Source organism: Streptomyces sp. NPDC003300, from assembly GCF_040610915.1.
Taxonomy (GTDB): domain Bacteria; phylum Actinomycetota; class Actinomycetes; order Streptomycetales; family Streptomycetaceae; genus Actinacidiphila.
In genome coordinates this window covers 213,103-235,636 of record NZ_JBEXNE010000010.1, presented here as the reverse complement: position 1 = coordinate 235,636, position 22,534 = coordinate 213,103, and the positions used below count along the sequence as shown (strand labels likewise).

16 protein-coding genes are annotated in these 22,534 nt (G+C 74.9%); 10 read left to right on the top strand and 6 right to left on the bottom strand.

The features are described from left to right. Window positions 1-42: 42 nt before the first annotated feature. Complete coding sequence (locus ABZX65_RS17680) at window positions 43-468, bottom strand: hypothetical protein (protein ID WP_355340088.1); 426 nt, start codon at window positions 466-468, stop codon at window positions 43-45. Between the two features lie 230 nt (window positions 469-698). Between ABZX65_RS17680 and ABZX65_RS17675 the strand changes: the two genes are divergently transcribed. From ABZX65_RS17675 to ABZX65_RS17665, 3 genes are read left to right on the top strand one after another with little or no spacing between them, the layout of a single operon-like run. Then, window positions 699-2,102: a hypothetical protein gene (locus tag ABZX65_RS17675; protein ID WP_355340085.1), complete on the top strand. Its 1,404-nt coding sequence runs from the start codon at window positions 699-701 to the stop codon at window positions 2,100-2,102. After that, window positions 2,102-3,508 carry a hypothetical protein gene (locus tag ABZX65_RS17670; RefSeq protein ID WP_355340082.1) on the top strand — a complete coding sequence of 469 codons (1,407 nt, stop codon included), beginning with the start codon at window positions 2,102-2,104 and terminating at the stop codon, window positions 3,506-3,508. The genes ABZX65_RS17675 and ABZX65_RS17670 overlap by 1 nt, the downstream gene beginning before the upstream one ends. 3 nt (window positions 3,509-3,511) lie before the next feature. Beyond that, window positions 3,512-6,577 carry a hypothetical protein gene (locus ABZX65_RS17665; RefSeq protein ID WP_355340079.1) on the top strand — a complete coding sequence of 1,022 codons (3,066 nt, stop codon included), beginning with the start codon at window positions 3,512-3,514 and terminating at the stop codon, window positions 6,575-6,577. A gap of 38 nt (window positions 6,578-6,615) precedes the next feature. Here ABZX65_RS17665 and ABZX65_RS17660 read toward each other — a convergent pair whose 3' ends face one another. Next, window positions 6,616-6,984 (bottom strand): metalloregulator ArsR/SmtB family transcription factor, encoded by a 369-nt coding sequence (locus ABZX65_RS17660; RefSeq protein WP_355340076.1) that lies wholly within the window; start codon window positions 6,982-6,984, stop codon window positions 6,616-6,618. A gap of 223 nt (window positions 6,985-7,207) precedes the next feature. Here ABZX65_RS17660 and ABZX65_RS17655 point away from each other — a divergent pair, with 223 nt between their 5' ends. Further along, a complete protein-coding gene (locus ABZX65_RS17655; RefSeq protein WP_355340073.1) occupies window positions 7,208-8,608 on the top strand; it encodes an NAD(P)-binding domain-containing protein in 1,401 nt (466 codons plus the stop codon). A 130-nt stretch (window positions 8,609-8,738) separates the two neighbouring features. After that, complete coding sequence (locus tag ABZX65_RS17650; RefSeq protein ID WP_355340070.1) at window positions 8,739-9,959, top strand: MFS transporter; 1,221 nt, start codon at window positions 8,739-8,741, stop codon at window positions 9,957-9,959. A gap of 109 nt (window positions 9,960-10,068) precedes the next feature. On the opposite strand, the gene ABZX65_RS17645 is transcribed toward ABZX65_RS17650, so the two are convergent. After that, window positions 10,069-10,905: an AraC family transcriptional regulator gene (locus ABZX65_RS17645; protein ID WP_355340067.1), complete on the bottom strand. Its 837-nt coding sequence runs from the start codon at window positions 10,903-10,905 to the stop codon at window positions 10,069-10,071. 52 nt (window positions 10,906-10,957) lie between these two features. Then, the gene (locus ABZX65_RS17640; RefSeq protein WP_355340064.1) at window positions 10,958-12,202 is read right to left on the bottom strand and encodes an acyltransferase; all 1,245 of its coding nucleotides are present in this window, start codon (window positions 12,200-12,202) and stop codon (window positions 10,958-10,960) included. A 335-nt stretch (window positions 12,203-12,537) separates the two neighbouring features. On the opposite strand from ABZX65_RS17640, the gene ABZX65_RS17635 reads away from it, so the two are divergent. Next, window positions 12,538-13,236 (top strand): alpha/beta hydrolase, encoded by a 699-nt coding sequence (locus ABZX65_RS17635; protein ID WP_355340061.1) that lies wholly within the window; start codon window positions 12,538-12,540, stop codon window positions 13,234-13,236. Between the two features lie 27 nt (window positions 13,237-13,263). Here the strand turns inward: ABZX65_RS17635 and ABZX65_RS17630 are convergent, their stop codons facing one another. Further along, the gene (locus ABZX65_RS17630; protein ID WP_355340059.1) at window positions 13,264-15,492 is read right to left on the bottom strand and encodes an NB-ARC domain-containing protein; all 2,229 of its coding nucleotides are present in this window, start codon (window positions 15,490-15,492) and stop codon (window positions 13,264-13,266) included. Window positions 15,493-15,761: 269 nt separating this feature from the next. Between ABZX65_RS17630 and ABZX65_RS17625 the strand changes: the two genes are divergently transcribed. The 3 genes from ABZX65_RS17625 to ABZX65_RS17615 all read left to right on the top strand — a co-directional run bounded on the left by ABZX65_RS17625 (window position 15,762) and on the right by ABZX65_RS17615 (window position 20,032). Next, entirely contained in the window at window positions 15,762-18,536 is a 2,775-nt protein-coding gene (locus ABZX65_RS17625; RefSeq protein WP_355340056.1) for an AAA family ATPase, read from the top strand. Window positions 18,537-18,619: 83 nt separating this feature from the next. Then, on the top strand, window positions 18,620-19,051 hold the full coding sequence (locus tag ABZX65_RS17620; RefSeq protein ID WP_355340053.1) for an STAS domain-containing protein: 432 nt from the start codon (window positions 18,620-18,622) through the stop codon (window positions 19,049-19,051). A gap of 99 nt (window positions 19,052-19,150) precedes the next feature. Beyond that, window positions 19,151-20,032 (top strand): SigB/SigF/SigG family RNA polymerase sigma factor, encoded by an 882-nt coding sequence (locus ABZX65_RS17615; RefSeq protein ID WP_355340050.1) that lies wholly within the window; start codon window positions 19,151-19,153, stop codon window positions 20,030-20,032. Window positions 20,033-20,149: 117 nt separating this feature from the next. On the opposite strand, the gene ABZX65_RS17610 is transcribed toward ABZX65_RS17615, so the two are convergent. Next, a complete protein-coding gene (locus tag ABZX65_RS17610; protein ID WP_355340047.1) occupies window positions 20,150-20,797 on the bottom strand; it encodes a sigma factor in 648 nt (215 codons plus the stop codon). Window positions 20,798-21,066: 269 nt separating this feature from the next. Between ABZX65_RS17610 and ABZX65_RS17605 the strand changes: the two genes are divergently transcribed. Next, a complete protein-coding gene (locus tag ABZX65_RS17605) occupies window positions 21,067-22,413 on the top strand; it encodes a GAF domain-containing SpoIIE family protein phosphatase (protein ID WP_355340044.1) in 1,347 nt (448 codons plus the stop codon). Window positions 22,414-22,534 lie beyond the last annotated feature (121 nt).

Here is a 22,534-nt window from a genome sequence, read left to right as displayed (position 1 = left end):
TCGGGACCGGGACGGGACACGGCGCCGAAGTACGGGCGGCCCTCACGGCGTGACCCCGTCCCCGGCGTACAGGTAGCCGCCGGGCCGGGCGGGGTCCGCCACCAGCAGCACCTGGTCCCCGGCGCGCGGAATCCGCAGCTTGGAGACGATGGTCTGGAGCGCGATCCGGTCGGCGGTCCCGTTCGGCTGGAGGACCAGGTCGACCACCGGGTCGAAGTTGACGAGCCTGCCGGTGTCGGTGATCGACACGACCACGGCGGGGGTGGTCGGCGCCCCGGCCGCGAGCAACTGCTGTACGTCGAGGCCGGAGTTGTACGCCCCGATGGACTGCTGGACCCGGCTGAAATCCTCCTCGCCGAGGAACGCGCGGGTGGTACGGCCGTAGAAGCCCTTGCCGCTGGCCACCTTGCCGGCGATCTCGGCCGCCCGCTCCTCGCGGCTCTGGCGGCGCTTCCTGAAGATTCCCATGACGGCTGCTCCTTCTGGTGATGCCCGGTCCCGTGCCGCCCGGCGCACGCCCTGTGCACGCCCTGTGCACGGCCTGTGCACGGCCTGTGCACGGTCGGTACACGCCCGACGCGCACCCGGTGCGGTACGGAGACGGGGTCGACGGGCTGACGACAGGGACGCTAGGAGGCCGGGAACACCTACCGATCCCAGGTTCGCCAGCCCGATTCCGTACGACGTACGCTCCTCACATGCCGCCTGCCAGCCAGCCGACCGGCGCCCCGGCCCGAGCGCGCGCCATGGTCATCGACCGGGCGTGGCGTGCCCTCGGGCCCGGGCTGGAATCGCTGAGCGGCCCCGGCGGGGCGCCGTTGACCAGGACGGTCAAGCTGATCGTGCTGCCGCTGATCGTCCGGCCGGCGCTGCACCCCGAATTCGCGGCGGACTTCCTCCTGCCGGAGCAGGCCGCGCGGCTGGAGGCGCTGATCCGGGAGTCCGGCGGGCGGCTGGAGGCGACGGCGCGGTGGTTCACGCTGCTCAAGAGGACCCGCAGAGCGCTGGGCGTCGTGGCCGGCAACCCCCAGGACCTGTACTTCCAGCGCTGCTTCGAACTGGCCACGGAACACGGGCCGCCCGCGGCCGGTGCGGACGCGGTGGCCAGGGACGTCGTGGAGGACGTGGCCGACACGGCCGGCGGACGCACCGTGGAGGCGCTGAAGGAGCACCTGGCGGACGGCGTCCGACGCGCCCGCCTCGAAAGGGAGTTGGCCGCCCGCTGGAAGAGCCGTCAACCGGCCCCCGCCGCCGACGCGTTCACGGCGGCCGTCGCGGCGGCCGAGGTGCTGGAGTCCTGCGGCATCGGCAACGGCAGCAGCAACGCCCCTGACCGGTCGCGGAATTCGGCGCCGTACGCGGCCATGGTCGAGGCGGGCCACGGCGCGTCCTTCGGCCGGGCGCTGTGGGCGGCGGACGCGGGCGGCGGGGTGTGGGGCCGGGCCGATCTGCCGCCTCATCTCGGGCTCACCGCACGGCAGTCGCCGCCGTGTCCCGAGGTCGGACGGGGCGCTTCGACGGCCACGCTTCCCGCGCCCCTGGACCGTACGCTCTTCGAACGGCTCTTCGTCGTCCTCCAGTCGTCGGCCCGGCGCGACGAACTGCCCGCTGTGCCGGACCTCGTGGACCGGGAGGTCGGCCGCGGTTGCGCCCCGCTCGGTCTGTACGACGAGAGCCTGCGGGTCGCCGCGGTCCTCGGCGCGCGGCTCGCCGTCGGCCTCGACCCGCTGGGCAGCGGCGAATCCGCGCTGGGGCGGACGGCCGCGCACCGGGCCGTCAACAGCCGCTGGCGGCGCGAGGCTTCGGTCCTGCGCGCCCGCAGGATGACGGTCTCCCCCCGGCCCGACCCGGACGGCGGGGTCCTGGACGCCCTCGCGCACGACCTCCGCGCGCCGTGGGCCGCGTACATGCGGCGGCTGTGGGTACGGCTGCACGGCCGGGACGTCCACGGAGCGCCGCTGGCGGACGCCGGGGCGGCCTGGGCGGTGCTCGACGGGGTCGCGCGCTCGGTGATGATGGACCACCGCGCGAGGGTGAGGTCGGCGCTGCGGAGCCTGTCGGCGGGCGCCGCCGCGGAAGCGGCCGAGCCGAGGAGCGCGTGATGGCGGCGGGCGCGGACCTCTACGTCACGCGGGGCGAGGACGGGGCGGTACGGATCACCGCCGGTCCCGGCCCTTCCCCCGGCTCCCCTGCCGACAACGGCGGCGACCCGCTCGGTTCAGACCCCAGCCCCAGCCCTGGCCCCGGCTCCGGCTCCGGCTTCACCGAAGCCGTCCTCGATGTCGCGGGCGCGGTCCTGCTCTGGCCCGTCCTCGGGGACCCGGTCCTGCCGGTGGCCGAGGTGGACGACGTGGAGCGCGCGCAGCAGTGGCTGTGGGCGGTGTACGGCGAGCGCGCCGCCGCTGCCGTGCGGTCCTGCGCGGGCGGAGAGGGGGCCGGGGAGACGACAGGCGAGGCGGCCGGGGACACGGTCGCGGGCCCGGCACCAGCGCGGGTGACCGGCGACGGAACCGCTCTGGCGGACGCCGCCGCCCGCCTCGCCTTCGGGCACTGGGCCTCCCGGTGGTGGCCGGCGTCGTACGCGGACGGGATTCCGGCGCTCGAACCGGACGTCCTCGGGCTGGAGTTGGCCGCGCTCACCCACCGGTGCCAGGAGCTGTTCGACGACCGCGGGGACCAGCCGGACGACTGCGTGGCGGAACTGATCGAGGACCATCAGGCCGCTCTCGACCCGCTCGTCCGGTGGTGGCGCGCGGAGCCGCGGTCCGGGCACACCGCGCGTCACCTGGAGAGCGTGCTGCGGCTGATCGACGGCGCGGCCGACGCCGCCGGTCTCGACGGACCGGAGCTGCGCCGCCTCCGCGCGGAGCTGGACGCGGACCAAGACCAGGTTGCGGACCGTACGGCACCCGCGCCCCTCACCCCTGGCGCGCTCTTCGCCTCCCGCCTCGGCTACACCCTCGCGGCGGGCGAACCCCTCCCCGTCGGCGGCCGGGTGATCGCCCGGGGCACGGGGACCAACGACTGGCGCCGCTACCCGCCCGGGTTCGTGGACGCCGCCGAGTCGGCGGTGTCCTGGACGGCGCGCGCGCTCGGCGGGCGGCGCCGGATCGAGGTCGAGGTCGTCGCGCACATCGCGGCGCCCGTCGGCGGTGCGCCCCTCGTCGCGGAGGTACGGGTCAACGGCGGGCTCCCGGTCCGCGCGCCCCTCACCCGGCGGGACGACGTGTGGACCGGCCGCGCGGATCTGGAACCGGGCCTGTCCGCAGGGGAGTTGACGCCGCGCTTCGAGGTCGCCGTACTGCTGCCGGGCTTCGACCCCGGTCCGGGCCCGGAAGGCCACGCCGACCGTGAGGCGGTCCGCGCGCTGGTCCGGGACCGCCTCGTGAGCGCGGCGGCCCGACCGGCCGAGGGCACGGCGCCGTACGACGCGTCGGCCCGCGTCACGCCCTCGGCCCCCTTCCTCGCCGAGATCGTCGCCGCCACCACCACGGGTGAGGACTACTGACGCATGACGACAGGTGACGAGGGGAGCGCCGGGCCGGACGCGGAGGTGAGACAGCTCTACGGGGAGCCGTTCGACTCCGGCTTCGCGCTGGCGCAGGAGCACCAACTGGCCGCGGATCACGGAGCCGCGTCCGCCGTGTACGGGCAACTGCTCGCTCTGGCCGAGTCGGTCGAGGACTCGCCCGACGTGCGCTTCCTCCGGGCGCATCTGCTCTCCGACCTCGCGAGCGTCCGGCTCACCGCCACCGACCTGACCGGTGCGGAGGACGCCGTCGAACGGTCCCGCCGCCTCCTGGACGGCATCGCGTCCGAGCCGATGGGACCGCGCGGCCGTCAACTGTGGCTGGAAGTGCTGCTGAAGACGCTGCTCTGCGGGGCCGACCTGCTGCGCAGGTCCGGGCGCCTGGACGAGGCGCTGGCGTGTCTGGACGAAGCGGCGCTCCGGCTGCCCGAATTCGAGGACGTCGAGGGGCTGCGCGCGTCCGAACTCGGCCTGAACCGGGTCCACTTGCTGATGGAACGCGGCGAGTGGGGAAGAGCCGAGGAGCACGCCTCGGCCCTGCTGTCCACGATGCCGGAGGCCGGGGCGGAGACCGCTAAGGAGGCCGCGACGGAAGCCGGAACGGAACCCGGAACGGAGGCCGCGACGGAACCCGGAGCGCAGGCCGCCGCACGTCCCGTACTGGAAACCGTGCCCCGCCTCCTGACCGCCCTCGGTCTGATCTGCTCCTCGACCGGGCGGTACGACCTGGCCGAGGACTACTTCACCCGCGCCGAGGACGGTTTCCGCGCGCTGGGGGACGTCGGCGAGCAGCAAACGCTGGTCGTCCACCGCGCGTACACCGCGATGCACCGGGGCGAACCGGACCTCGCGGAGCGGCTGTTCGCCGAGGCGGCGGCGGTCTTCGCCCAACAGGAGCGCTTCGGTGACCTGGCGGTCTGCGAACAGGCCCGCGGGTACCTCGCCGGTCTGCGGGGCGACGCCACCCGCGCCGCCGGCCTGCTGGAGTCGAGCCTGGCCCGCTTCGAACGCCTCGGCGCCGTCATCGCCGCCGCCGACACCATGCTGCTGGGCGCCCAACAGGCGTACGACCGGGGCGACATCACCGAGATGAAGCGGCTGGCCCAGCAGGCCCGCGACGCGTACCAGGCGCGGGAGGTGTACGAGCGGTGCGCGCAGGTCGATCTCCTGCTCGCGAAGACCCTGGAGCACAATCTGAACGTCACGGACCACGGCGCCCGCGAGCCGGAGTCCGTCGGCACCGCGCTCTCCCTCGCGCTTCCCGCCGCACTCGCCCTGGAGGCCGCGCGCTACGACTTCGCCACCGCCCACGCCCGCAGCCAGTGGCTCCAACTCGCCGACGACGCTATGGCGTTGGCCTTCCGGCTCGCCGTACGACGCCAGGACCAGGGGCTCCTGTTCGAGCTGGTGGAGCACCGCTGCGCGGGCGCCTCCCTGGCCCTGGACCGTACGACGCCGTCGGCCACGCGCACCGGGGTCGCCGGGCCCGCCGTCTTCCCCGGCGCGGCCGTGAAGGTCTACGGCCCCGGCGGGCGCGACGGCTCCGCGCCCACGCTCGGCGGTGTGGCGGCGGACGCCGCCGCCTCCGCGGGACTGCGCGTCGCGCCGCCGCCGAAGGTGCGGATGTCGGCGGAGTCCGGCCGCGTCGCGCTCCAGGAGTACGTCGCCGCGGCCGAGTTCCGCTATCAGCGGCGGATCGTGGACGAGGAGGAGGTGCCGTTCTGGGTCACCGACGACCTCACGGCCCGCCCGGTGGTCCAGATCCGGCTGGCCGACGCCGACGACCTGTTCATGGCCTGGACGTGGGCCGGCGGAGTGCGCGGTTTCGGCACGGGCCACGGGCCCGCCGACGAAGTCGACCGCGCGGTGGGCGCGTTGGCCGCCGCGCTGCCGGGGGCGGGCGACGGGGCGGAGGGAATGCGGCGCGCCTTCGCCACGGGCGCGCTGACCGACCGCGAGGCCGAGCACCGGCTCGCGCGGGAGCTGGCCCGGGCGCTGTGGCCCGAGGGGCTGACGGAGCAGATCCGGCAGGTCGCGGCGCGGGCGGGCCGTCCGCTGATCCGTATCCAGCCGTCGCCGAGGGTGGCGCAGGTCCCCTGGGAACTGCTGGCCGTCGACGACACCGGCGACGTACGGCTCATCGAGCTGGCGGACGTCGTGACGACCGCACCGGCGTCGTTGCGGCGGACGCGGGTCACCGGCGCGGTCACCGGCGCGGGCGCCGACACTCGGGAAGCCGACGCCCCCGTCGCCGTGCCCCACGGCGAAACCGACGCCGTCGTCCTCGTCCTCGACCCCCGCGTGCCCGGCTTCCGGGCCGACTCCCCGCTCGGCTCGGTCCTCGGACCGCCCGGCTCCGACCCGGAGTTGCTGTCCCTCGTCCGGCGCCGCCTCGACGCGGGCGCGGTCGTACCGTCCGTGGCCGCGCCCGCCGAGGCGTTCCGCCGTACCGACCTCGACCGGGACTGGCTGAGCGGGGCGCTGCGGAAGCGGCCACGGCGGCTGATGTACGTCGGGCACGTGAGCGGCGCGCCGGTCGAGGGCGGGCAGAGCGAGGACGGCACCCTGCATCTGTGCTGCGGGCCCGGCACCGACGGCCTCGCCGAGCCGGTCCGCACCCACCGGCCGCTGTCCGCCAAGGACCTGCTGCTCGGCACGCTCCCCCTGCGCGCGGACGGCGAGCCTGGTGCCCGCATCTGGCCCGCGCCGCCGCGCGTCGCCCTCATCGGCTGCGAGAGCGGCGGCGACCTGCGCTTCGCCGAGTCGTTCGGGCTGGCGACCGCGATGCTCCACAACGGCGCGGAACTGGTCACCGCCGCGCGCTGGCCGCTCCCGACCAGCTTCGCCTTCCACCGCCTCGGCGGCCTGCCGGAGTCCGTACGCCCCCTGACCGACGCGGTCCTCGCCGTGGACGCCGCCCACGAAGACCCGGACCCCGTACGCCACTTCACCGGCTGGCAGCGCGAACGGCTCACCCGCTGGCGCGCCACCGGCCGCGTCGAGCACTCGCCCCTGCTGTGGGCCGCCCTGACCTCCATCGTCGTCTGACCGCCGCTGCGGCCCGGCGCGGGCCGCGGCCGTAGCGCTTACCGGCGCGTGGCGCCGGGCGGGCCGAGGAGACTGCCCATGCCCGCCACGACGGACGGCGCGACCTTGTAGTACACCCAGGTCCCGCGCCGCTCGGAGGTGAGCAGTCCGGCCTCGCGGAGCTTCTTGAGGTGGTGGGAGACCGTGGGCTGGGAGACGCCGACGTCGGAGATGTCGCACACGCACGCCTCGCCGCCGTCGTGCGAGGCGATGAGCGAGAAGAGCCGCAGCCGTACGGGGTCGCCGAGCGCCTTGAACATCGCCGCGGTCCGCTCGGCCTCCTCGGCCGTCAGGGCGCGCTCGCTCAGCGGCGGGCAGCAGGGCGCGGTGTCCGCCGCAGGCGCGGGGAGCGGCTCGGTTTTCGACATGCGTCTATGTTGACACATGTCGAATCAGGGCGGCGGCCCGGACGTCGGGAGCGACGGATTCGACGGACATCTAATTTGACGGTCATCGATTCAGGTGCCACGCTGGCGGCACAGGACATCGACAGATGTCGAATCAGAGAATCCGGGCGTCGGAGACTCCCGGGCGTCCGAGCGTCCGGGACTCCGGGACTCCGAGAGCCAGAGATTTCAGAAGGGAAGCACCGTGAGCGCGTCCACCACCGCACCGCCCGCCGTCGTGATCGGAGCCGGTCCGACCGGCCTCGCCGCCGCCGCCCACCTGACCGCGCGCGGTCAGGCCGTCCTGGTACTGGAGACCGGGCCACGCGCCGCCCACGCCGTACGCGGCTGGGCGCACGTACGGCTCTTCTCCACCTGGGCCGAGCTGACCGACCCCGCCGCCGAGAAGCTGCTCGCCGCCACCGGCTGGACCAGGCCCGACCCGGCGGCGTACCCGACCGGCGGCGACTGGGCCGAGCGCTACCTCCAGCCGCTCGCCGACGTCCTCGGCGACGCCGTCCGCTACGGCGCCACGGTGACCGGCGTGTCCCGCGTCGGCCGGGACCGGATCGTGGACGCCGACCGCGAGCGGCAGCCCTTCACCGTCGACTACGTCCTCGCCGACGGACGTGAGGAGCGCGTCCTCGCCTCCGCCGTCATCGACGCCTCCGGCACCTGGACCCTGCCCTCCCCCGCGGGCGCCAACGGGCTCCCTGCCCTCGGCGAGCGCGCGGCGGCCGACCGTATCGCCTACCGCGTCCCGGACCTCGACGACCCTTCCGTACGGGCCCGTTACTCGGGAAAACGCACCGCCGTCATCGGCTCCGGCGCCTCCGCCTTCACCGCGCTCGCCACCCTGGCCGACCTGGCCGAGGCCGACGGCGGTACGGGCACGCACGCGGTGTGGGTGCTGCGCCGCGGCCTGTCCGGCTCGACCTTCGGCGGCGGGACCGCCGACCAGCTCCCCGCGCGCGGCGCCCTCGGCCTCGCCGCGAAGGCCGCTGTGGACGACGGGCACGCGGACGCCGTCACCGGCTTCCGCACCGACGCCGTCGAGCGCGCCGCCGACGGCCGCGTCGTCCTGGTCGGCGACGACGGCCGCCGCCTGGACCCGGTCGACGAGGTCGTCGTGCTCACCGGCCTGCGCCCCGACCTGTCGTTCCTGTCCGAACTCCGCCTCGGCCTGGACGAACGTCTCCAGGCACCGGTCGCGCTCGCCCCGCTCATCGACCCCAACCAGCACTCCTGCGGCACGATCTACCCCCACGGGCACCGCGAACTGGCCCACCCCGAGAGCGGCGTCTACCTCGTCGGCATGAAGTCCTACGGCCGCGCGCCCACCTTCCTCGCCATGACCGGTTACGAGCAGGTCCGCTCGGTGGCCGCCGCCGTCGCCGGAGACCTCGAAGCCGCCGACCGCGTCGAACTCACCCTCCCCGACACCGGAGTCTGCGGCGGCGCGGGCCTCTACGACGAGGCCGGTGCCGAAGCCGACGTCAACGCCGTTCAGGGCGGCGGCTGTTGCGCCCCGACGCCGCGACTCGTCCAGCTCGGCGTCGGGGCACCGGCGGCAGTGGCGCAGGAGGGCCCGGCGGGCTGCTGCTGAGCGGGCCGCGCCACGGGGGTCCAGCCACGGGGCCCGGCCGCGGGTTCCGGCCACGGGGGTCCGGCCGCGCCATCAAGGAGTGCGGCCGAACGGTCAAGCCGCGGCGGGCCGCGCCCGTGAGACTGGGCGCATGACCTCAGAGAGCTATGCGACCAGTACCGAGCCTGCGGCGGTCCGCGGCACGGACGACCCGTCCGTGGAGGCCGCCGCGGGCGGCGGACCCGGCGCGGCCTCCTGGGCCCCGGTCGCGGCGCTCACGCTGGGGATCGGGGCCCTGGTCGGCAGCGAATTCCTGCCCGCGAGCGTGCTGCCCGCCATGGCGTCGGACGTCGGCGTCAGCGAGGGCACGGCGGGGCTGGCCGTCGCGGCCACGGCGATCGCGGGCGCGCTCACCGCGCCCACCATCGCCGTGCTGCTGCCGCGCACCGACCGCAGGACCGTACTGATCGGCCTGCTCGCCGCCGCCGTGCTGTCCAACGCGGTGGTGGCGGTAACGCCGAACTTCCCGCTGCTGCTCGCGGGCCGCCTGCTGCTGGGCGTGGCCATCGCGGGCTTCTGGTCGTTCGCGCTCGGGGCGGGGACGAGCGCGGCGCCGGGGCGCGACCACGTCGTGTCCACCAGCCTGGCGCTGGGCGTGAGCGCGGCCACCATCGTCGGCGTACCGCTCTCCTCGGTCCTCGGCGACGCGGTGGGCTGGCGGCCGGTGTTCTGGGCCGCCGCGGGCCTGAGCCTGCTGGCGCTGGCCGCCGTGGTGGCGACGCTGCCGCCGGTGCCCGCCCAGCCGGGGGCGGGCCTCGGCATGCTCCGGCAAGCGCTGGCCAACCGGCGGCTGATGGCCGGGGTGGGCTGCATCGTGCTGCTGGCCTTCGGCAACTTCGCCGCCTACCCGTACATCCGGCTCGCGATCGAACGGGTCACCTCGGGTACGACGGTCTGGCTGCTGCTCGGCTGGGGTGTGGGCGGCCTCGCGGGCAACCTCGCCGCCGGAGCGCTCTCCCGGCGCCTCGGGCTCGCCGTCGTCGTCGCGCCCGTCCTGCTCGGCGCGAGCCTGCTCGTACTGGGCACGACCTCCGGGCTCCCCGTCGCGGTCGTGGCGATCGTCGTCTGGGGCTTCGGCTTCAACATGGTCCCGGTCGCCACCCAGTTGTGGGTCACCCGCGCCGAGCCGAAGCGCGTCGAATCCGCCCTCTCCTTGCAGGTGACCGCCTTCCAGGTGGCCATCACGGCCGGCTCCGCGATCGGCGGCGCCGTGGTCGACAACGGCGGCGTACGCGGCGCCCTGCTGGTCGGAGCCGCCGCCGCACTCGCAGGCAGCATCGGCTTCGGCCTCCTCGCCAGACCCCGGGCCTGAACAGCCGGTACGCGGCCCGCCGCTACTCCACAGAGCCACCGCCGCAGGCCGTACCGGCTTCGGCCTCCTCGCCAGACCCCGGGCCCGACGACCGGTACGCGACCCGCCGCTACTCCACGGAGCCGCCGCCGCAGGCGGCATCGGCTTCGGGGGGCCGCCCGGACCCCGGGTGGGAGCGCCAGGACTGGGGCGGTCGGCCGTGGTCGGCGGAGAAGGCGCGGCTGAAGGCGGCGGCGGAGCCGTAGCCCACGGTGAGGGCGATCCGTTCGACCGGCTTGTCCGTACCGGCGAGGAGTTCGCGGGCGTGCCGCATGCGTACCTCGCGGAGCACCTGCGCGGGGCTGCGGCCCAGCTCGCGGCGGAAGCGCTCGCTCAGGGACGAGCGGGACAGGTGCGCGAAGCGCGCCATGCTGTCCACCGTCCAGGCCCGCCCGGGATGCGCATCGAGCGCCGACACCAGCGCGGTCAGGCGCGGGTCCGAGCGCTGCCGCGCGCTCTCCTCGACGGCCTGCACCATGGCGGCCTGGATCAGCCCGCCGTAGCTCGCGGCGAAGAGCGGATGCCCGTGCCTCGGGTCCAGCGGGCACATCCGCACCAGCTCCACGATGCCGCGGTTGCGCCCCGCGAAGTCCCGCGCCACCAGCGGACTCGGCATCGGCGGCACCGCCCGCAGAGTGCCGACGGCCACCTCCGCGCGGGTCGGCGCGACGAGCCGGTACGTGGTCCTGGCGTCCACGTGGAAGGCGTCCCCGGCACACAGCGCCTCGGCGCCCGCCGCCGTCTCCAGCCGCGCGTCGCCGTCCAGGACCAGCGCCCAGATCGCGCCGTCGCCGCCGTCCAGCCGCTCTCCCGGGCCCAGTCGGCGGACCGTCACGGCCACCATGTCCCACGTCGGCACACCGCGCACACCGCCGAGGGGCGCGGCCGACCCATCCACCAGCGTCATGCACCGGCAAGCGCTCGGGCCGCCCGCCCTATTCCTCGGCGGCCCGGTACGGCTACGGGGTCCGGCGGACCGGCGGCGGTCCGAGGCGGGCGAAGGAGCGGGTGAGGCCGCGCTTGAGGAGCGCGGACAGCGGGCGTTCCACCAGCCGGTGCACGAGGTAGCTCAGCAGCAGCATCGCGCCGATGAGCGCGGCGACCAGCAGGCGCGGGTCGGCGCGGTCGCGCAGGTAGTGGATGGCGGTGGTGCCCGCGGCGTAGTGGACCAGGTAGAAGGGGTAGGTCAGGGAGCCCGCGGTGGCGAGCCACCTCCACTGGAGGCGGTCGGTGAGACCGACGGCGACGCCGACCATGAGGAGCAGGAAGACGGTGTAGAGCAGGAGCGCGCCGCGCCAACTGGAGACGTGCTCGACGGTGTCGACGCGCTGGGCGATCTCGCTCTGGGCCATCAGCCAGGACATCCCGAGGATGCCCCACAGCAGCAGGTCCTGGCCGAAGCGGTGCATCAGGTACAGGGCGAGGCCCGCGATGAAGTACCAGGCGGCGTCCGGGTTGGCGAGCAGCGTCAGCGCGGGCGTCCCGGCGACGGGGGCCAGGGCGGCGGCGACGCCCCACACGCAGCAGAAGACGACGACCTTGCGGTAGGTCAGACCGGTGGCCACGACGAGCAGGAAGATCAGGTAGAAGCGCAGCTCCGACCAGAGGGTCCAGTAGACGCCGTCGACGTCGGCGATGCGCGAACCCTGTTGCAGCATCGAGAGGTTGAAGAGCGTGTCGCGCGCGGAGGCGGGCGCCTTGAAGACCGCGGGCCACAGCGTGAGCACGGCGGCGGTGAACAGCACGCCGAACCAGTACGCGGGGTAGAGCCGGATCACCCGGGAGACGAAGAAGTCCCGCGGTCCGCGCCCCCAGCACGACATGCAGATCACGAATCCGCTGATGACGAAGAAGATCTCGACGCCGATCCAGCCGTAGGACGACACGCGGAAGACGGCCGGGAAAACGTGGGAGGCCGGGCGGTCCCAGACCGGATTGTGCGGCTGGTTCACGCGGTTGGTGCCCACGTAGTGGTGGAGCGCGACCATCAGCGCGGCGCACAGCCGCAGCGCGTCGATCACGTACAGCCGCGGGCGGCGCGCGGGCGGGGCCGGTACGGCCAGGGGTCCCGGCGCGGGCAGCGCCTCGGCGGCGGGGCGTTCCTCGGTCCGCAGCACCCCGCCGCCCGCCGGGCCGCCGCCGCCCGCCGGGCCGCCGCGGCCCCCCGGCCAGTCGTCGCCGGAGCCGCCGCCCGCATGCCTCATGTGCTGATTCCGCCAGTTCGGGTCCGTGGTCAGGGCTTCCGTCCGCGCTCTCCCGCGCGCTCCGGAGCACTTCAACGTAGGGCGGTCGCTCGGCGCGAAACCAGGCCCGCGGGCCGGGATCGGGAACGGTTCAGCAGGTTGTCATCCAGCGCTGGGCAGCCCGCAAGGAGATGACCGTACGAAATTCACCCCGGCTGCATCAGGGCCCCTCGGCCGACACCCGCGCCGCCGTACTTCTGCGTGCTGTTCTGCGTGGTCCCGGCCGGTGCCGAGGACTTGACTCGGCGGTGGGGCGGCGGCCGTCGGGGCCGCGGACCACCAGGTCAGGAGAGGTCATGACGGCGATCGGGAATGTCGTGCTGGTGCACGGCGGATTCGTGGACGGGGCGGGCTGGCAGGGGGTGTACGACCATCTGACGGCCGACGGCTACCGGGTGGCGGTCGTGCAGAATCCGACGCTGTCGCTCGCCGACGACGTGGCGGTCACGCGGCGGGTGCTGGACGGTCTGGACGGTCCCGCGGTGCTCGTGGGGCACTCGTACGGCGGCGCCGTCATCACCGAGGCGGGCAACCACCCCAACGTGGCCGCGCTCGCGTACATCACGGCCTTCGCGCCGGACGCGGGTGAGTCCGTCAACACGCTGATCGCCGACCCGCCGCCCGGTGCGCCGGTGCCGCCGATCCTGCCGCCGCAGGACGGGTTCCTCTTCCTCGACCGGGAGAAGTTCGCGGCGTCCTTCGCGGCCGACGTGCCCGCGAACGTGGCCGCCTTCATGGCCGACGCGCAGGTCCCGTGGGGTGTGGAGGCCCTGGCCGGTACGGTCTCCGAGCCCGCGTGGCGGACGAAGCCGTCGTGGTACCTGGTCGCGACCGACGACCGGATGATCCCGCCGCCCGCGCAGCGCGCCATGTCCGAGCGGGCCAAGGCCACCGTCTCCGAGACGCCCGGCAGCCACGCCGTGTACGTGTCCCGGCCCGCCGTCGTGGCCGCCGTCATCGCGCAGGCCGCCCAGGGCGCCAACGGCGGTTTCTGACCCCGGCCCGCCCCGCCGTGAGGCGGGTCAGGGCGCGGACAGCGGGCGGCAGCGGCCGGCCGCCTCCGTGTCCCCGACCTCCGCGAACACCTCGGCGGCCCGTGCGTAGGCGCGCCGGCTCCCGTCGGTCCTGCCCTCGTCGGCCAGCAGGGCGCCCAGCGTCTCCAGTCCCTCGGCGAGCCGGAAGCCGGTCAGGCGCTGTGCGTCCAGGGAGGCGATCGCCGCGGTGAGCGCGGCGATCGCCTCAGGACGGCGGCCGAGGTGCCCCAGGCACTGGCCGATGCGGATCAGGCCCAGCGGGCGGCAGTGCGCCACGACGGTCGGCGCCATCCGCGGCTCCTCTTCGTCGATGACGGCGAGAGCGGTACGGAACTGCCGCAGCGCCTCGGTGTAACGGCCCTCCTCCCGCAGCGAGTTGCCGATCGAGGCGAGGGACTGCACATAGGAGTCCATGTCGCCGAGGGCCCGGAACGTCTCCGCCGCCCGGGACGCGGACGCGATCGCCTCGCCGGGGCGGCCGAGCAGGCGCGCCGCCCCGGCGGCGTACTGGTGGGACCAGGCGATCTGCGCGGTGGCGCCGCCGCGTTCGGCCAGCTCCAGCGCCTCACGCGCGTACCGCAGCACCGCCCGCGGGTCGCGGGACGGGACCCAGTGGACCCAGGCCAGATAGTTGAGCTGGGCCGCCTGCTGGGCCAGGTCGCCGAGGGCCGCGGCGGCCTCGGCGCCGAGCGTGAACACCTCGCGCCAGTGCGGGCCGTGCGCCCACCGGTCGGAGAACCAGTGCATGGACTCGGCGCAGTCCAGCACGGGCGCGTACCGGCCGCGGGCCGCGGCGGCCCGCATCGCGCCGAGCCAGTTGTCCACGTTCGCCCGCAGCCAGCGTTCGGCCTCTTCTTCCGAGGCCAGCCTCGGCAGTTCGGGGTCGGGCCGGTCGGGACGGCCGTAGCCGGGTTCGAACCACCGCCCGGCCAGGGTGGCCGTCCGCAGCAGCCAGGCCGTCACCCGGTCCGCCAACTCCGCGCGCCGCGCCGGGCTCTCCTCCTCCCGCAGCCGCTCGCGCGCGAAGAGGCGGACCAGGTCGTGGAAGCGGTAGCGCCCGGCGGTGCTGTCCTGGAGCAGGCCGAGGTCGACGAGGTCGTCGAGCGCGTCCCAGGTCTCCTTGACCGGCATCCGGCCCGCGACGGCGGCCAGGTCCGCGTCGACGTCCGGCCCCGGCACGGCGGCCAGCCGCCGGAACAACGCCCGTGCAGGCGCGGCGAGTTGTTCGTACGACATCCCGAAGGCGTTGGCGATCTTGAGGTCACCGGCCGTGAGCTGGTCCAGCCGCCGCTCCTCGTCCGCGAGCCGGGCGGCGAGTTCACCGGCCGCCCAACCGGGCCTGCTGGCCAGCCGGTTCCCGATGATCCGCAGCGCGAGCGGGAGACCGCCGCACAGCTCGGCGAGCCTGGTCAGGTCGGACTCCTCGTCGGTGGCCGCGCGTTCGCCGATGATCCCGGTCAGCAGGTGCGTGGCCTCCGGGAGCGGCAGCGGGCCGAGCACCAGCCTGCGGACGCCTTCGAGTCCTGCCAGCAGCCGCCGGGTGGTGATCATGGCCCGGCCCGCTCCCCCGGCCGGGAGCAGCGGGCGCACCTGCTCCTCCGACGCGGCGTTGTCGAGGACGACCAGGACGCGCCGGTCGCGCAGGACCGACCGGTACAGGGAGGCGCGGCCCTCGGTGGCGGCCGGGATGTCCTGGTCGCCGACGCCCAGCGCGCGCAGGACGTGCCGCAGCGCCTCGTCCGCGGTCACGGGCCGCTGCGACATGCCGAGCAGGTCCAGGAAGTACACCCCTTCGGGGAAGCTCGGCCGTACGGCGTGGGCGGCCCGGACGGCGAAGGTGGTCTTGCCCAGACCCGCGGCGCCGGTGACGAGACCGACCACCCCGACGCCCGGCGCGCTCTCGGCGTACACCAGCTCGCTCATCCAGACCAGTTCGGCGGCGCGGCCGGTGAAGTCCGGTACGGCGCCCGGCAGTTCGCACAGGCCGCTCGGACGCGTCCAGTGGCCGCGCAGGCGGCCGTCCCGCGCCAGGTCGAGCAACTCCGCGCGCGCGGCGCCTTCCAGGGCGAGCGCGTCGGCCAGCGCGGTCACGGTCCGCTGCTGGGGTCCGCGGCTCCGGCCGCGCTCCATGTCCGACAGCGTCCGGGCACTGACACCGGACGCCTCCGCCAGTCGCTCGAGGGTCAGCCGCGCCGCGCGGCGATGGCCGCGCAGCACCTCGCCGAAGCCCGTACGTCCGGTGATGGCGCACCACTCCCCTCAGCTGCGGAGCCGAGGTGTCCCTCCCCGGCCGCCGGCCGGCGTCGTCCGAGGGTGCGGCGTTCCGCGTGCTCCCCGTCACCCGGCGGGTTTCGCCCGCCACCTGCCGGTTCCCTCGGACGGACGAGGTCGTGGGATGCACACTAGGAGCCTGGCGGGCCTGCCCGATTCCGTCATATGACGTAGTCGGGTGACGGCGGTCGGCCGGGGCGCGGCAGGGGGCAGTGATGAGCGACGGAGCCGGCGACGCGAGGGACGGGCTGCTGGTCGGCAGGGACGCCGACCTCGGCAGGCTCGGCGCGTTCCTGGCCGAAGTCCCGCGCCGCGGAGGGTCGTTGGCGCTGGTGGGCGAGCCGGGCGTCGGCAAGTCGGCGCTGCTCGCCGCCGTCGCCGGGAGCGCCGAGGCCGCCGGGATGCGGGTGCTGCGCGCGGACGGTGTGCAGTACCGGGCGCAGTTGAGTTACGGCGCGCTGCGGCAGTTGTTGACGTCGGTGCCCGAGGTCCGCGCCCGCGCGGCCGAACTGCCGCCCCTGGCCGGTGTCCTGGGCCTGGAGCACGACGCGGCGCCCGGCCACCGGACGGTCGTGGAGGCCGCGGCGGCGCTGGCCGCCGCGCTGTCCCGCGACCGCCCCGCCCTGCTGGTGCTGGACGACGCGCAGTGGCTTGACCGGTCGAGTGCCGTCGTCCTGGGGCACGTCGCCCGTCGCCTGCCGGGCACGGCCACCGGTCTGGTGTGCGCGGTCAGGCTCGGCGAGGAGAGCTTCTTCGACCACAACGGCCTTCCCCTGCACGAGTTGGGGCCGCTCCCGGAGGCCGCCGCCGACGAGCTGCTGCGCCGCCGCTTCCCGACGCTCGCCTCGCGGGTGCGGCGGCGCGTGATCGCCGAGGCCGAGGGCAACCCCCTGGCGCTGCTGGAGCTGCCCGCCGCCCTCACCGAGCCCCAGCGGCGCGCCTCCCAGGCCCTGCCCAAGCGGCTGCCGCTGCCGCAGCGGCTCCAGTCGACCTTCGCCTCGCGCATCAGGACGCTGCCACCGGCCACCCGGCACCTGCTGCTCGTCGCCGCACTGGAGGGCAGCGGCACCATGATGATCGTGCGCCGCGCGGTGGCCGGCCGGTGCGATCCGAAGCACCTGGCCCCGGCGGAGCGCCTGCGACTCGTGCGCGTGGACGACGACATGGGGCGCGTGCACTTCCGGCACTCCCTCATCCGCTCCGCCGTCGTGGAGCTGTCGACCAGCGACCAGCGCCGGGGCGTCCACCGCGCGCTCGCGGCGGCGTGGGCCGCGGTCCCCGAACGGCGCGCCTGGCACCTGGCCCAGGCCGCCGACGAGCCGGACGAGTCGATCGCCGCGCTCCTGGAGGAGGCCGCCGACGTCGGCACACGCCGCGGCGACGGGCCCAACGCCGTTGCCGCGCTGGTCCGTTCGGCCGAGCTGAGCCCCGCGGGCGACGCGTACGCCCGGCGGCTGGCCAAGGCGGCGTACGTCGGCGCGAATCTCACCGGCGACGTACGCGACGTACCGCGCCTCCTGCACGACGCGCGGCAGGCGTCGCCGGACGCGGGCTCCCCGGCCGTCGCGGTGGCCGCCGCGCTGTACCTGCTCAACAGCTACGGGGACATCGACACCGCGCACCGCCTGCTGTCCGGCGCCGTCGCGCTCCAGCCCGAGCCGTACGACCTCACGGACGCCACGCTCGTGGAGGCCCTGACCACGCTGCTGATGGTGTGCGTGCACGGCGGCCGGCGCGAGCTGTGGTCGGAGCTCGACGCGGCGCTGGCGAAGTGCGCCGCCGTCCCCGACACCCTGCACCTGCTGCGGACCACCTTCGGCGACCCGGCCCGCGCCCGCCCGGCCGACTGGGCGCGGCTCGACACCGCGATCCGGACCCTGCCCGGCACGGCGGACCCGGTGCGGATCGTCCGGATCGCCACCGCCGCCGCGTACGGCGACCGCCTGCACGCGATGGAGGCGCCGCTGCGGCTCACCGCCCGCGGCGGCCTGGACGGGCAGAACATCTTCCCCGCCATCCAGGCGTCGTTCCTGTGGAGCAGCCACGCCTGGTTCACCGGCCAGTGGGCCGAGGCGCGGCAGGTCGCGGAGCAGGGTCTGCGGTGGTGCGAGGAGATGGCCTATCCGCTGCGCTCCTGGACCGGCACATTCGTCCTCGCCTGCCTGCACGCGGCCTGCGGCGAGTACGCGCGGGCCCGGCGGCTCGCGGACCGGATGGACCAGTGGGCGGGTTCCCGCAGGGGCTACGCCGTCGGCTGCTACGCCGCCCACGCGCGGACGCTGACCGCCCTGTCGCTCGGCGACTTCGACGAGGCGTACCGCCACGCCTCCCGGATCACGCCGCCCGGGATCTTCGCGCCGTTCGCCGGGCACGCGGTGTGGGCGGTCCTCGACCAGGTCGAGGCGACGGTACGGATCGGGCGGCGGGACGAGGCCGCCGCGCACGTACGGGCCGCGCGCGACGCCGGACTGGACGCGGTGTCACCGCGGTTGGCGATGGTGCTGCTCGCGTCGGCCGCGCTGACGGCGGACCGCGACGACGAGGCCGTACGGGGTTTCGGCCAGGCGCTGGCCGTCGAGGGCGCCGAGCGCTGGCCCTTCGACCATGCCCGCGTCCAGCTCTACCTGGGTGAACGCCTGCGCCGGAGCAAGGCACCCGGCCGGGCCGGGCACCTGCTCGGCGCCGCCGCGGCCGGCTTCGAACGGCTCGGCGCCCGCCCCTGGGCCGACCGGGCCAACAAGGAGCTGCGCGCCTGCGGCATCCCGGTCGCCGCCCGCTTCCCGCCCGAGGGCCCCGCCCTGACACCGCAGCAGTGGGAGGTCGCCCGGCTGGCCGCCACCGGCCTGACCAACAAGCAGATCGGGGAGCGGCTGCTGCTGTCGCCGCGGACCGTCTCGACCCATCTCCACCAGCTCTTCCCGAAGTTGGGCATCACCTCGCGGGCGGCGCTGCGGGACGCGCTGGACCGGACGGAAGAGCGGCGAGCCTGAACTTTTATCGTACGAACACCAATCCGCGGGCACCTCGGCTCCGAACTACCTCACGTATGAGGCCAGTCCGCGAGAGGAGTGCCATGGGACTCCTGACCGTCGACGTCCGCGCCACCCCCGCGGGCGCGGTCGTCGCACTCGCCGGAGCGCTCGACTACTCCACCGCGCCGCAGGTCCGCGAGGCCGTCGAACGCCTCGCCCTCGGGCCCGGCCGACAGCTCGTCGTGGACATGGGCGGGCTGGACTTCATCGACTCCAGCGGTCTCAGCACGCTGCTCGCCGCCCACCACCGGGCGGAAGAGGCCCACGCCCACACCGTCCTGGCCGCTGTCCCCGAGCGGTTCGACCGGGTCTTCCGCGTCACGGGACTCGACCAGGTCTTCACCGCGGCGCCGAGCGCGGACGCGGCGGTCGAGGCGTGGACGGCGGACCGCGGGACCGCGGGTGACGGGCGGGCGGCGGAGCGCGGGACCGCGGGTGACGGGTGGGCGGCGGACCGGGGGCACGGTGGGTGACGGGTGGGGGACGGAAAAGAAATTCCTGAGTCTTCGTGCGTGCGACGCGTGAGAGGGGGTACGTGCCTGGGGTCACAGCCGACGACGTTGGGCGAACACATGACGGCGATCACGCACGACGCGGGAACCACCGCACTGCCGACCGGAGTCGGCCGGAGCGTTCCGGCCGTGGGTGAGGTGCCGCAGGTCGCGGACCCGGCGAAGGTCTCGCCGAAGGACGCCCGCGAGCTGTCGAAGCTGTACTTCGACCGCCTCCAGTCGCTGGAGGAGGGCACCGAGGAGTACAGCCGCGCGCGCGGCACGCTGATCGAGATGAACATGTCCCTCGTCCGCTTCTCCGCCCGCAGGTTCCGCAGCCGCGGCCCGCAGGAGTGGGAGGACATCGTCCAGGTCGGCACGATCGGCCTGATCAAGGCGATAGACCGGTTCGACCTGTCGCGGGAGACGGAGTTCACCACCTTCGCCATCCCGTACATCGTCGGCGAGATGAAGCGGTTCTTCCGCGACACGTCCTGGGCCGTCCACGTACCGCGCCGCCTCCAGGAGCTGCGGGTCGAGCTGGCCAAGGCCCGCGACCACCTGACCGCCGTCCTGGACGCGCCGCCGACCCTCGCCGAGCTGGCCGCCTACCTGGAGATCACCGAGGACGAGGTCGTCGAGGGCCTGGTGGCCGCCAACGGCTACACCGCGGGCTCCATCGACCTGCCCGCCGGTGACGACGGCGAGGACGCCGGACGCTCGTACGCCGACACCATCGGCGCGGCCGACCCGGCGATGGAACTCGTCGAGGACTTCCAGGCGCTGGCGCCGCTGCTGGCGAAGCTGGACGACCGCGAGCGCAGCATCCTGCGGATGCGCTTCGGACAGGAGCTGACCCAGGCCGACATCGGCGCGGAGCTCGGCTACTCCCAGATGCACGTGTCCCGGCTGCTCAGCCGGACCCTGGCCAAGCTGCGGGCCGGGATGCTCACCGACAAGTAGCCGCCGACCGGCCAGCAGGACAGCCCCGCGGCACGGAGCACCACGGCCGCCGACCGGACAGCGATCCGCTCGGCGGCCGAGCTGCGCGCGGCTCGGCTCTGCCCGGCTCAGCCCGGCTCAGCGCCCGGGCAGCCAGTCCCGCAGCCGGATCAGGCCGTCGCGCAGATCGACCGGCCGTCTCGTGGCCGCCGGACCGGCCTGGTCGACGGCCGCCGCGGGACAGGCGTGTCCGCCGAGGCCCGCCAGGACCACCGCCTCGCGCTGCCGGGGCGTCAGCCGCTTGAGGTCCGTCCGTACCCGCGGGTCGGCGCGGATCTCCCGCAGCCGCCCGAGGATCGCGTCCAGGGTCGGGCCGACGTCGGTCCGTACGGCCTCCGTGTCCCGCCCGGACCTGAGCAGGCCGACCAGGCTTCGGTGGACGCGGGTGACCGCCCAGGTCAGGGCGTCGGCATGGGCGGGGTCGAAGCGGGGCGCCGTGCGCCAGACGTCGACCAGCGCCTCGCGGGACAGCTCCTCGGCCCGCGCCGCGTCGCCCGTCATGCAGTGCGCCAGGCCGTAGGCGGCGGGGGCCAGCAGCGGATAGAGCCGGTCGAAGGCGTCGCGGTCGCCCTTGCCCGCGCGGATGAGGAGTTCCCGCACGTCCGCGCCTTGACCCGGGTCACCGCTCGTATCGCCGCCACCCGTACCGCCGACCGCGCTGCCGCTCGTACCGCCGACCGCGCTGCCACCCGTACCGCCGCTCGTACCGCCACCCGTACCGTTCATAAATGGTGAGCTTCCCTCGCAGACCGTTCCCATACGCGGCCAAGGCTCCCACGCCACCGCAGACCGCACCCACGAAAGCCGCCGGGACCCGGTCGTCGGCGCCGAACGGGCCGTTCGCCCGCGCGACCCGGGGGGCAGGCCCTCATACTGGATCAGGGACAGGTGTTCGGATCGTTGCGGCGGGAAGCTGGCAGGGGTCCGGAACGCGTGGTTGGCTGGCGCGCGAAAAACGCCGTCTGACGGAACGGGCAAGGGTTGTGGCGGGAGCGATGGAGTACCCGGGCGGCGTGCGGGCGGACGGGTTGCCGGCCGTGCTGTCCGACCCCGGTCGGCTGGCGGCGCTCGACGCCAGCGGCATGGTCGGCTCCGCTCCGGAGCGGGTCTTCGACGATCTGACCAGGCTGGCGGTGTCGGTGACCGGCGCCGCGATCTCCGCGATCACCTTCGTCGGCGAGACGCGTACGTACTGGAAGTCGGTACCGCACCTGCCCTACGGGGACGTGGAGAGCTGGCAGAACGCGGTGGGCGACAGCTTCTGCTACTTCGCCGTCGGTGAGAACGGGCCGTTCGTGGTGGAGGACGCGGAGAAGGACCCGCGGACGGCGGGGCATCCGGCGATCGGACCGTGGGGCGTGGGCGCGTGGGCCGGATTCCCGATCGTGACCACGGACGGGCAGCCGATCGGCACCATGTGCGTGATCGACGCCAACCCTCGGGTGTGGACACCGCAGGAGCTGGAGACGATGTCGGTCCTGGCGCGGGCGGTGTCCAACGAGATCAACGTGCGGATGTCGCTCGACCGTGTGCACACCGCCCTCCAGACCGCCGAGAACGCGCTGTCGACCGCGCAGGGCGCGCTGGCCGCCTCCCGCGAACTGGCCCGCAGCCTCCAGGACAGCCTGCTGCCCCCGGCCCTGCGCCCCGTGCCGGGTGTGGACGCCGCCGCCCTGTACATCCCGGCGAGCGGCGACATCAGCGTGGTGGGCGACTTCTACGACCTGTTCCAGGCCCGCGGGGCCTGGTGGACCGCGGTCATGGGCGATGTGTGCGGCAAGGGGACCGAGGCGGCCAAGGTGACCGCGCTGGCCCGCTACACCCTGCGCGCGGACGCCGGTGAGCACCTGTCGCCCGCGGCGGTGCTCGACCGGCTGAACACCGCCATGCTCGCGCAGGGCGCCCCCCGTTTCCTGACCGCCGTCCAGACCACCTTCCGCGCCAGCGGGTCCGGGGTGTCGGGGCGGCTGTGCCTGGCGGGACACCCGCCCGCCCTGATCCGCCGCGCCGACGGCCGCGTCCGGCAGGCCGGCACCCCCGGCACCCTCCTCGGCGTGGTCGACCCGGTACACCTCTCCGACGTCCGCTTCCGGCTGACCCCCGGCGACCTGCTGCTGCTCTACACCGACGGCGCCTGCGAGGCGCGGCCCGACCCGCGCGGCGCGGAGCCGCGCCGGCCGATGTTCGACGAGGCCGCCCTCGCCCGTACCCTCGGCGACACCCACACCATGGGCGCCGCCGACACCATCGAGTACATCGCCGACACGCTCAGCGACTACCACGGCGGCTGGGCCAGCGACGACACCGCGCTGCTCGCGCTGCGGGTCCCGCCGCGCGCTTGACCCGGCCGGGTCTCGTTCCGCGTACGGGTACGCGTTCCGGTGCGGTGACGTGCCCGTGCCGTGACGTGCCGGAGCGGTGACGTGCCGGGTGTTCCCCAGCGGTGTCCACAGCCTGTGGACC

Coding starts and splice junctions, on each gene's coding strand:
- ABZX65_RS17680 (WP_355340088.1), bottom strand. CDS start 468: ATGGGAATCTTCAGGAAGCGCCGCCAGAGCCGCGAGGAGCGGGCGGCC.
- ABZX65_RS17675 (WP_355340085.1), top strand. CDS start 699: ATGCCGCCTGCCAGCCAGCCGACCGGCGCCCCGGCCCGAGCGCGCGCC.
- ABZX65_RS17670 (WP_355340082.1), top strand. CDS start 2,102: ATGGCGGCGGGCGCGGACCTCTACGTCACGCGGGGCGAGGACGGGGCG.
- ABZX65_RS17665 (WP_355340079.1), top strand. CDS start 3,512: ATGACGACAGGTGACGAGGGGAGCGCCGGGCCGGACGCGGAGGTGAGA.
- ABZX65_RS17660 (WP_355340076.1), bottom strand. CDS start 6,984: ATGTCGAAAACCGAGCCGCTCCCCGCGCCTGCGGCGGACACCGCGCCC.
- ABZX65_RS17650 (WP_355340070.1), top strand. CDS start 8,739: ATGACCTCAGAGAGCTATGCGACCAGTACCGAGCCTGCGGCGGTCCGC.
- ABZX65_RS17645 (WP_355340067.1), bottom strand. CDS start 10,905: ATGACGCTGGTGGATGGGTCGGCCGCGCCCCTCGGCGGTGTGCGCGGT.
- ABZX65_RS17640 (WP_355340064.1), bottom strand. CDS start 12,202: ATGAGGCATGCGGGCGGCGGCTCCGGCGACGACTGGCCGGGGGGCCGC.
- ABZX65_RS17635 (WP_355340061.1), top strand. CDS start 12,538: ATGACGGCGATCGGGAATGTCGTGCTGGTGCACGGCGGATTCGTGGAC.
- ABZX65_RS17625 (WP_355340056.1), top strand. CDS start 15,762: ATGAGCGACGGAGCCGGCGACGCGAGGGACGGGCTGCTGGTCGGCAGG.
- ABZX65_RS17620 (WP_355340053.1), top strand. CDS start 18,620: ATGGGACTCCTGACCGTCGACGTCCGCGCCACCCCCGCGGGCGCGGTC.
- ABZX65_RS17615 (WP_355340050.1), top strand. CDS start 19,151: ATGACGGCGATCACGCACGACGCGGGAACCACCGCACTGCCGACCGGA.
- ABZX65_RS17610 (WP_355340047.1), bottom strand. CDS start 20,797: ATGAACGGTACGGGTGGCGGTACGAGCGGCGGTACGGGTGGCAGCGCG.
- ABZX65_RS17605 (WP_355340044.1), top strand. CDS start 21,067: ATGGAGTACCCGGGCGGCGTGCGGGCGGACGGGTTGCCGGCCGTGCTG.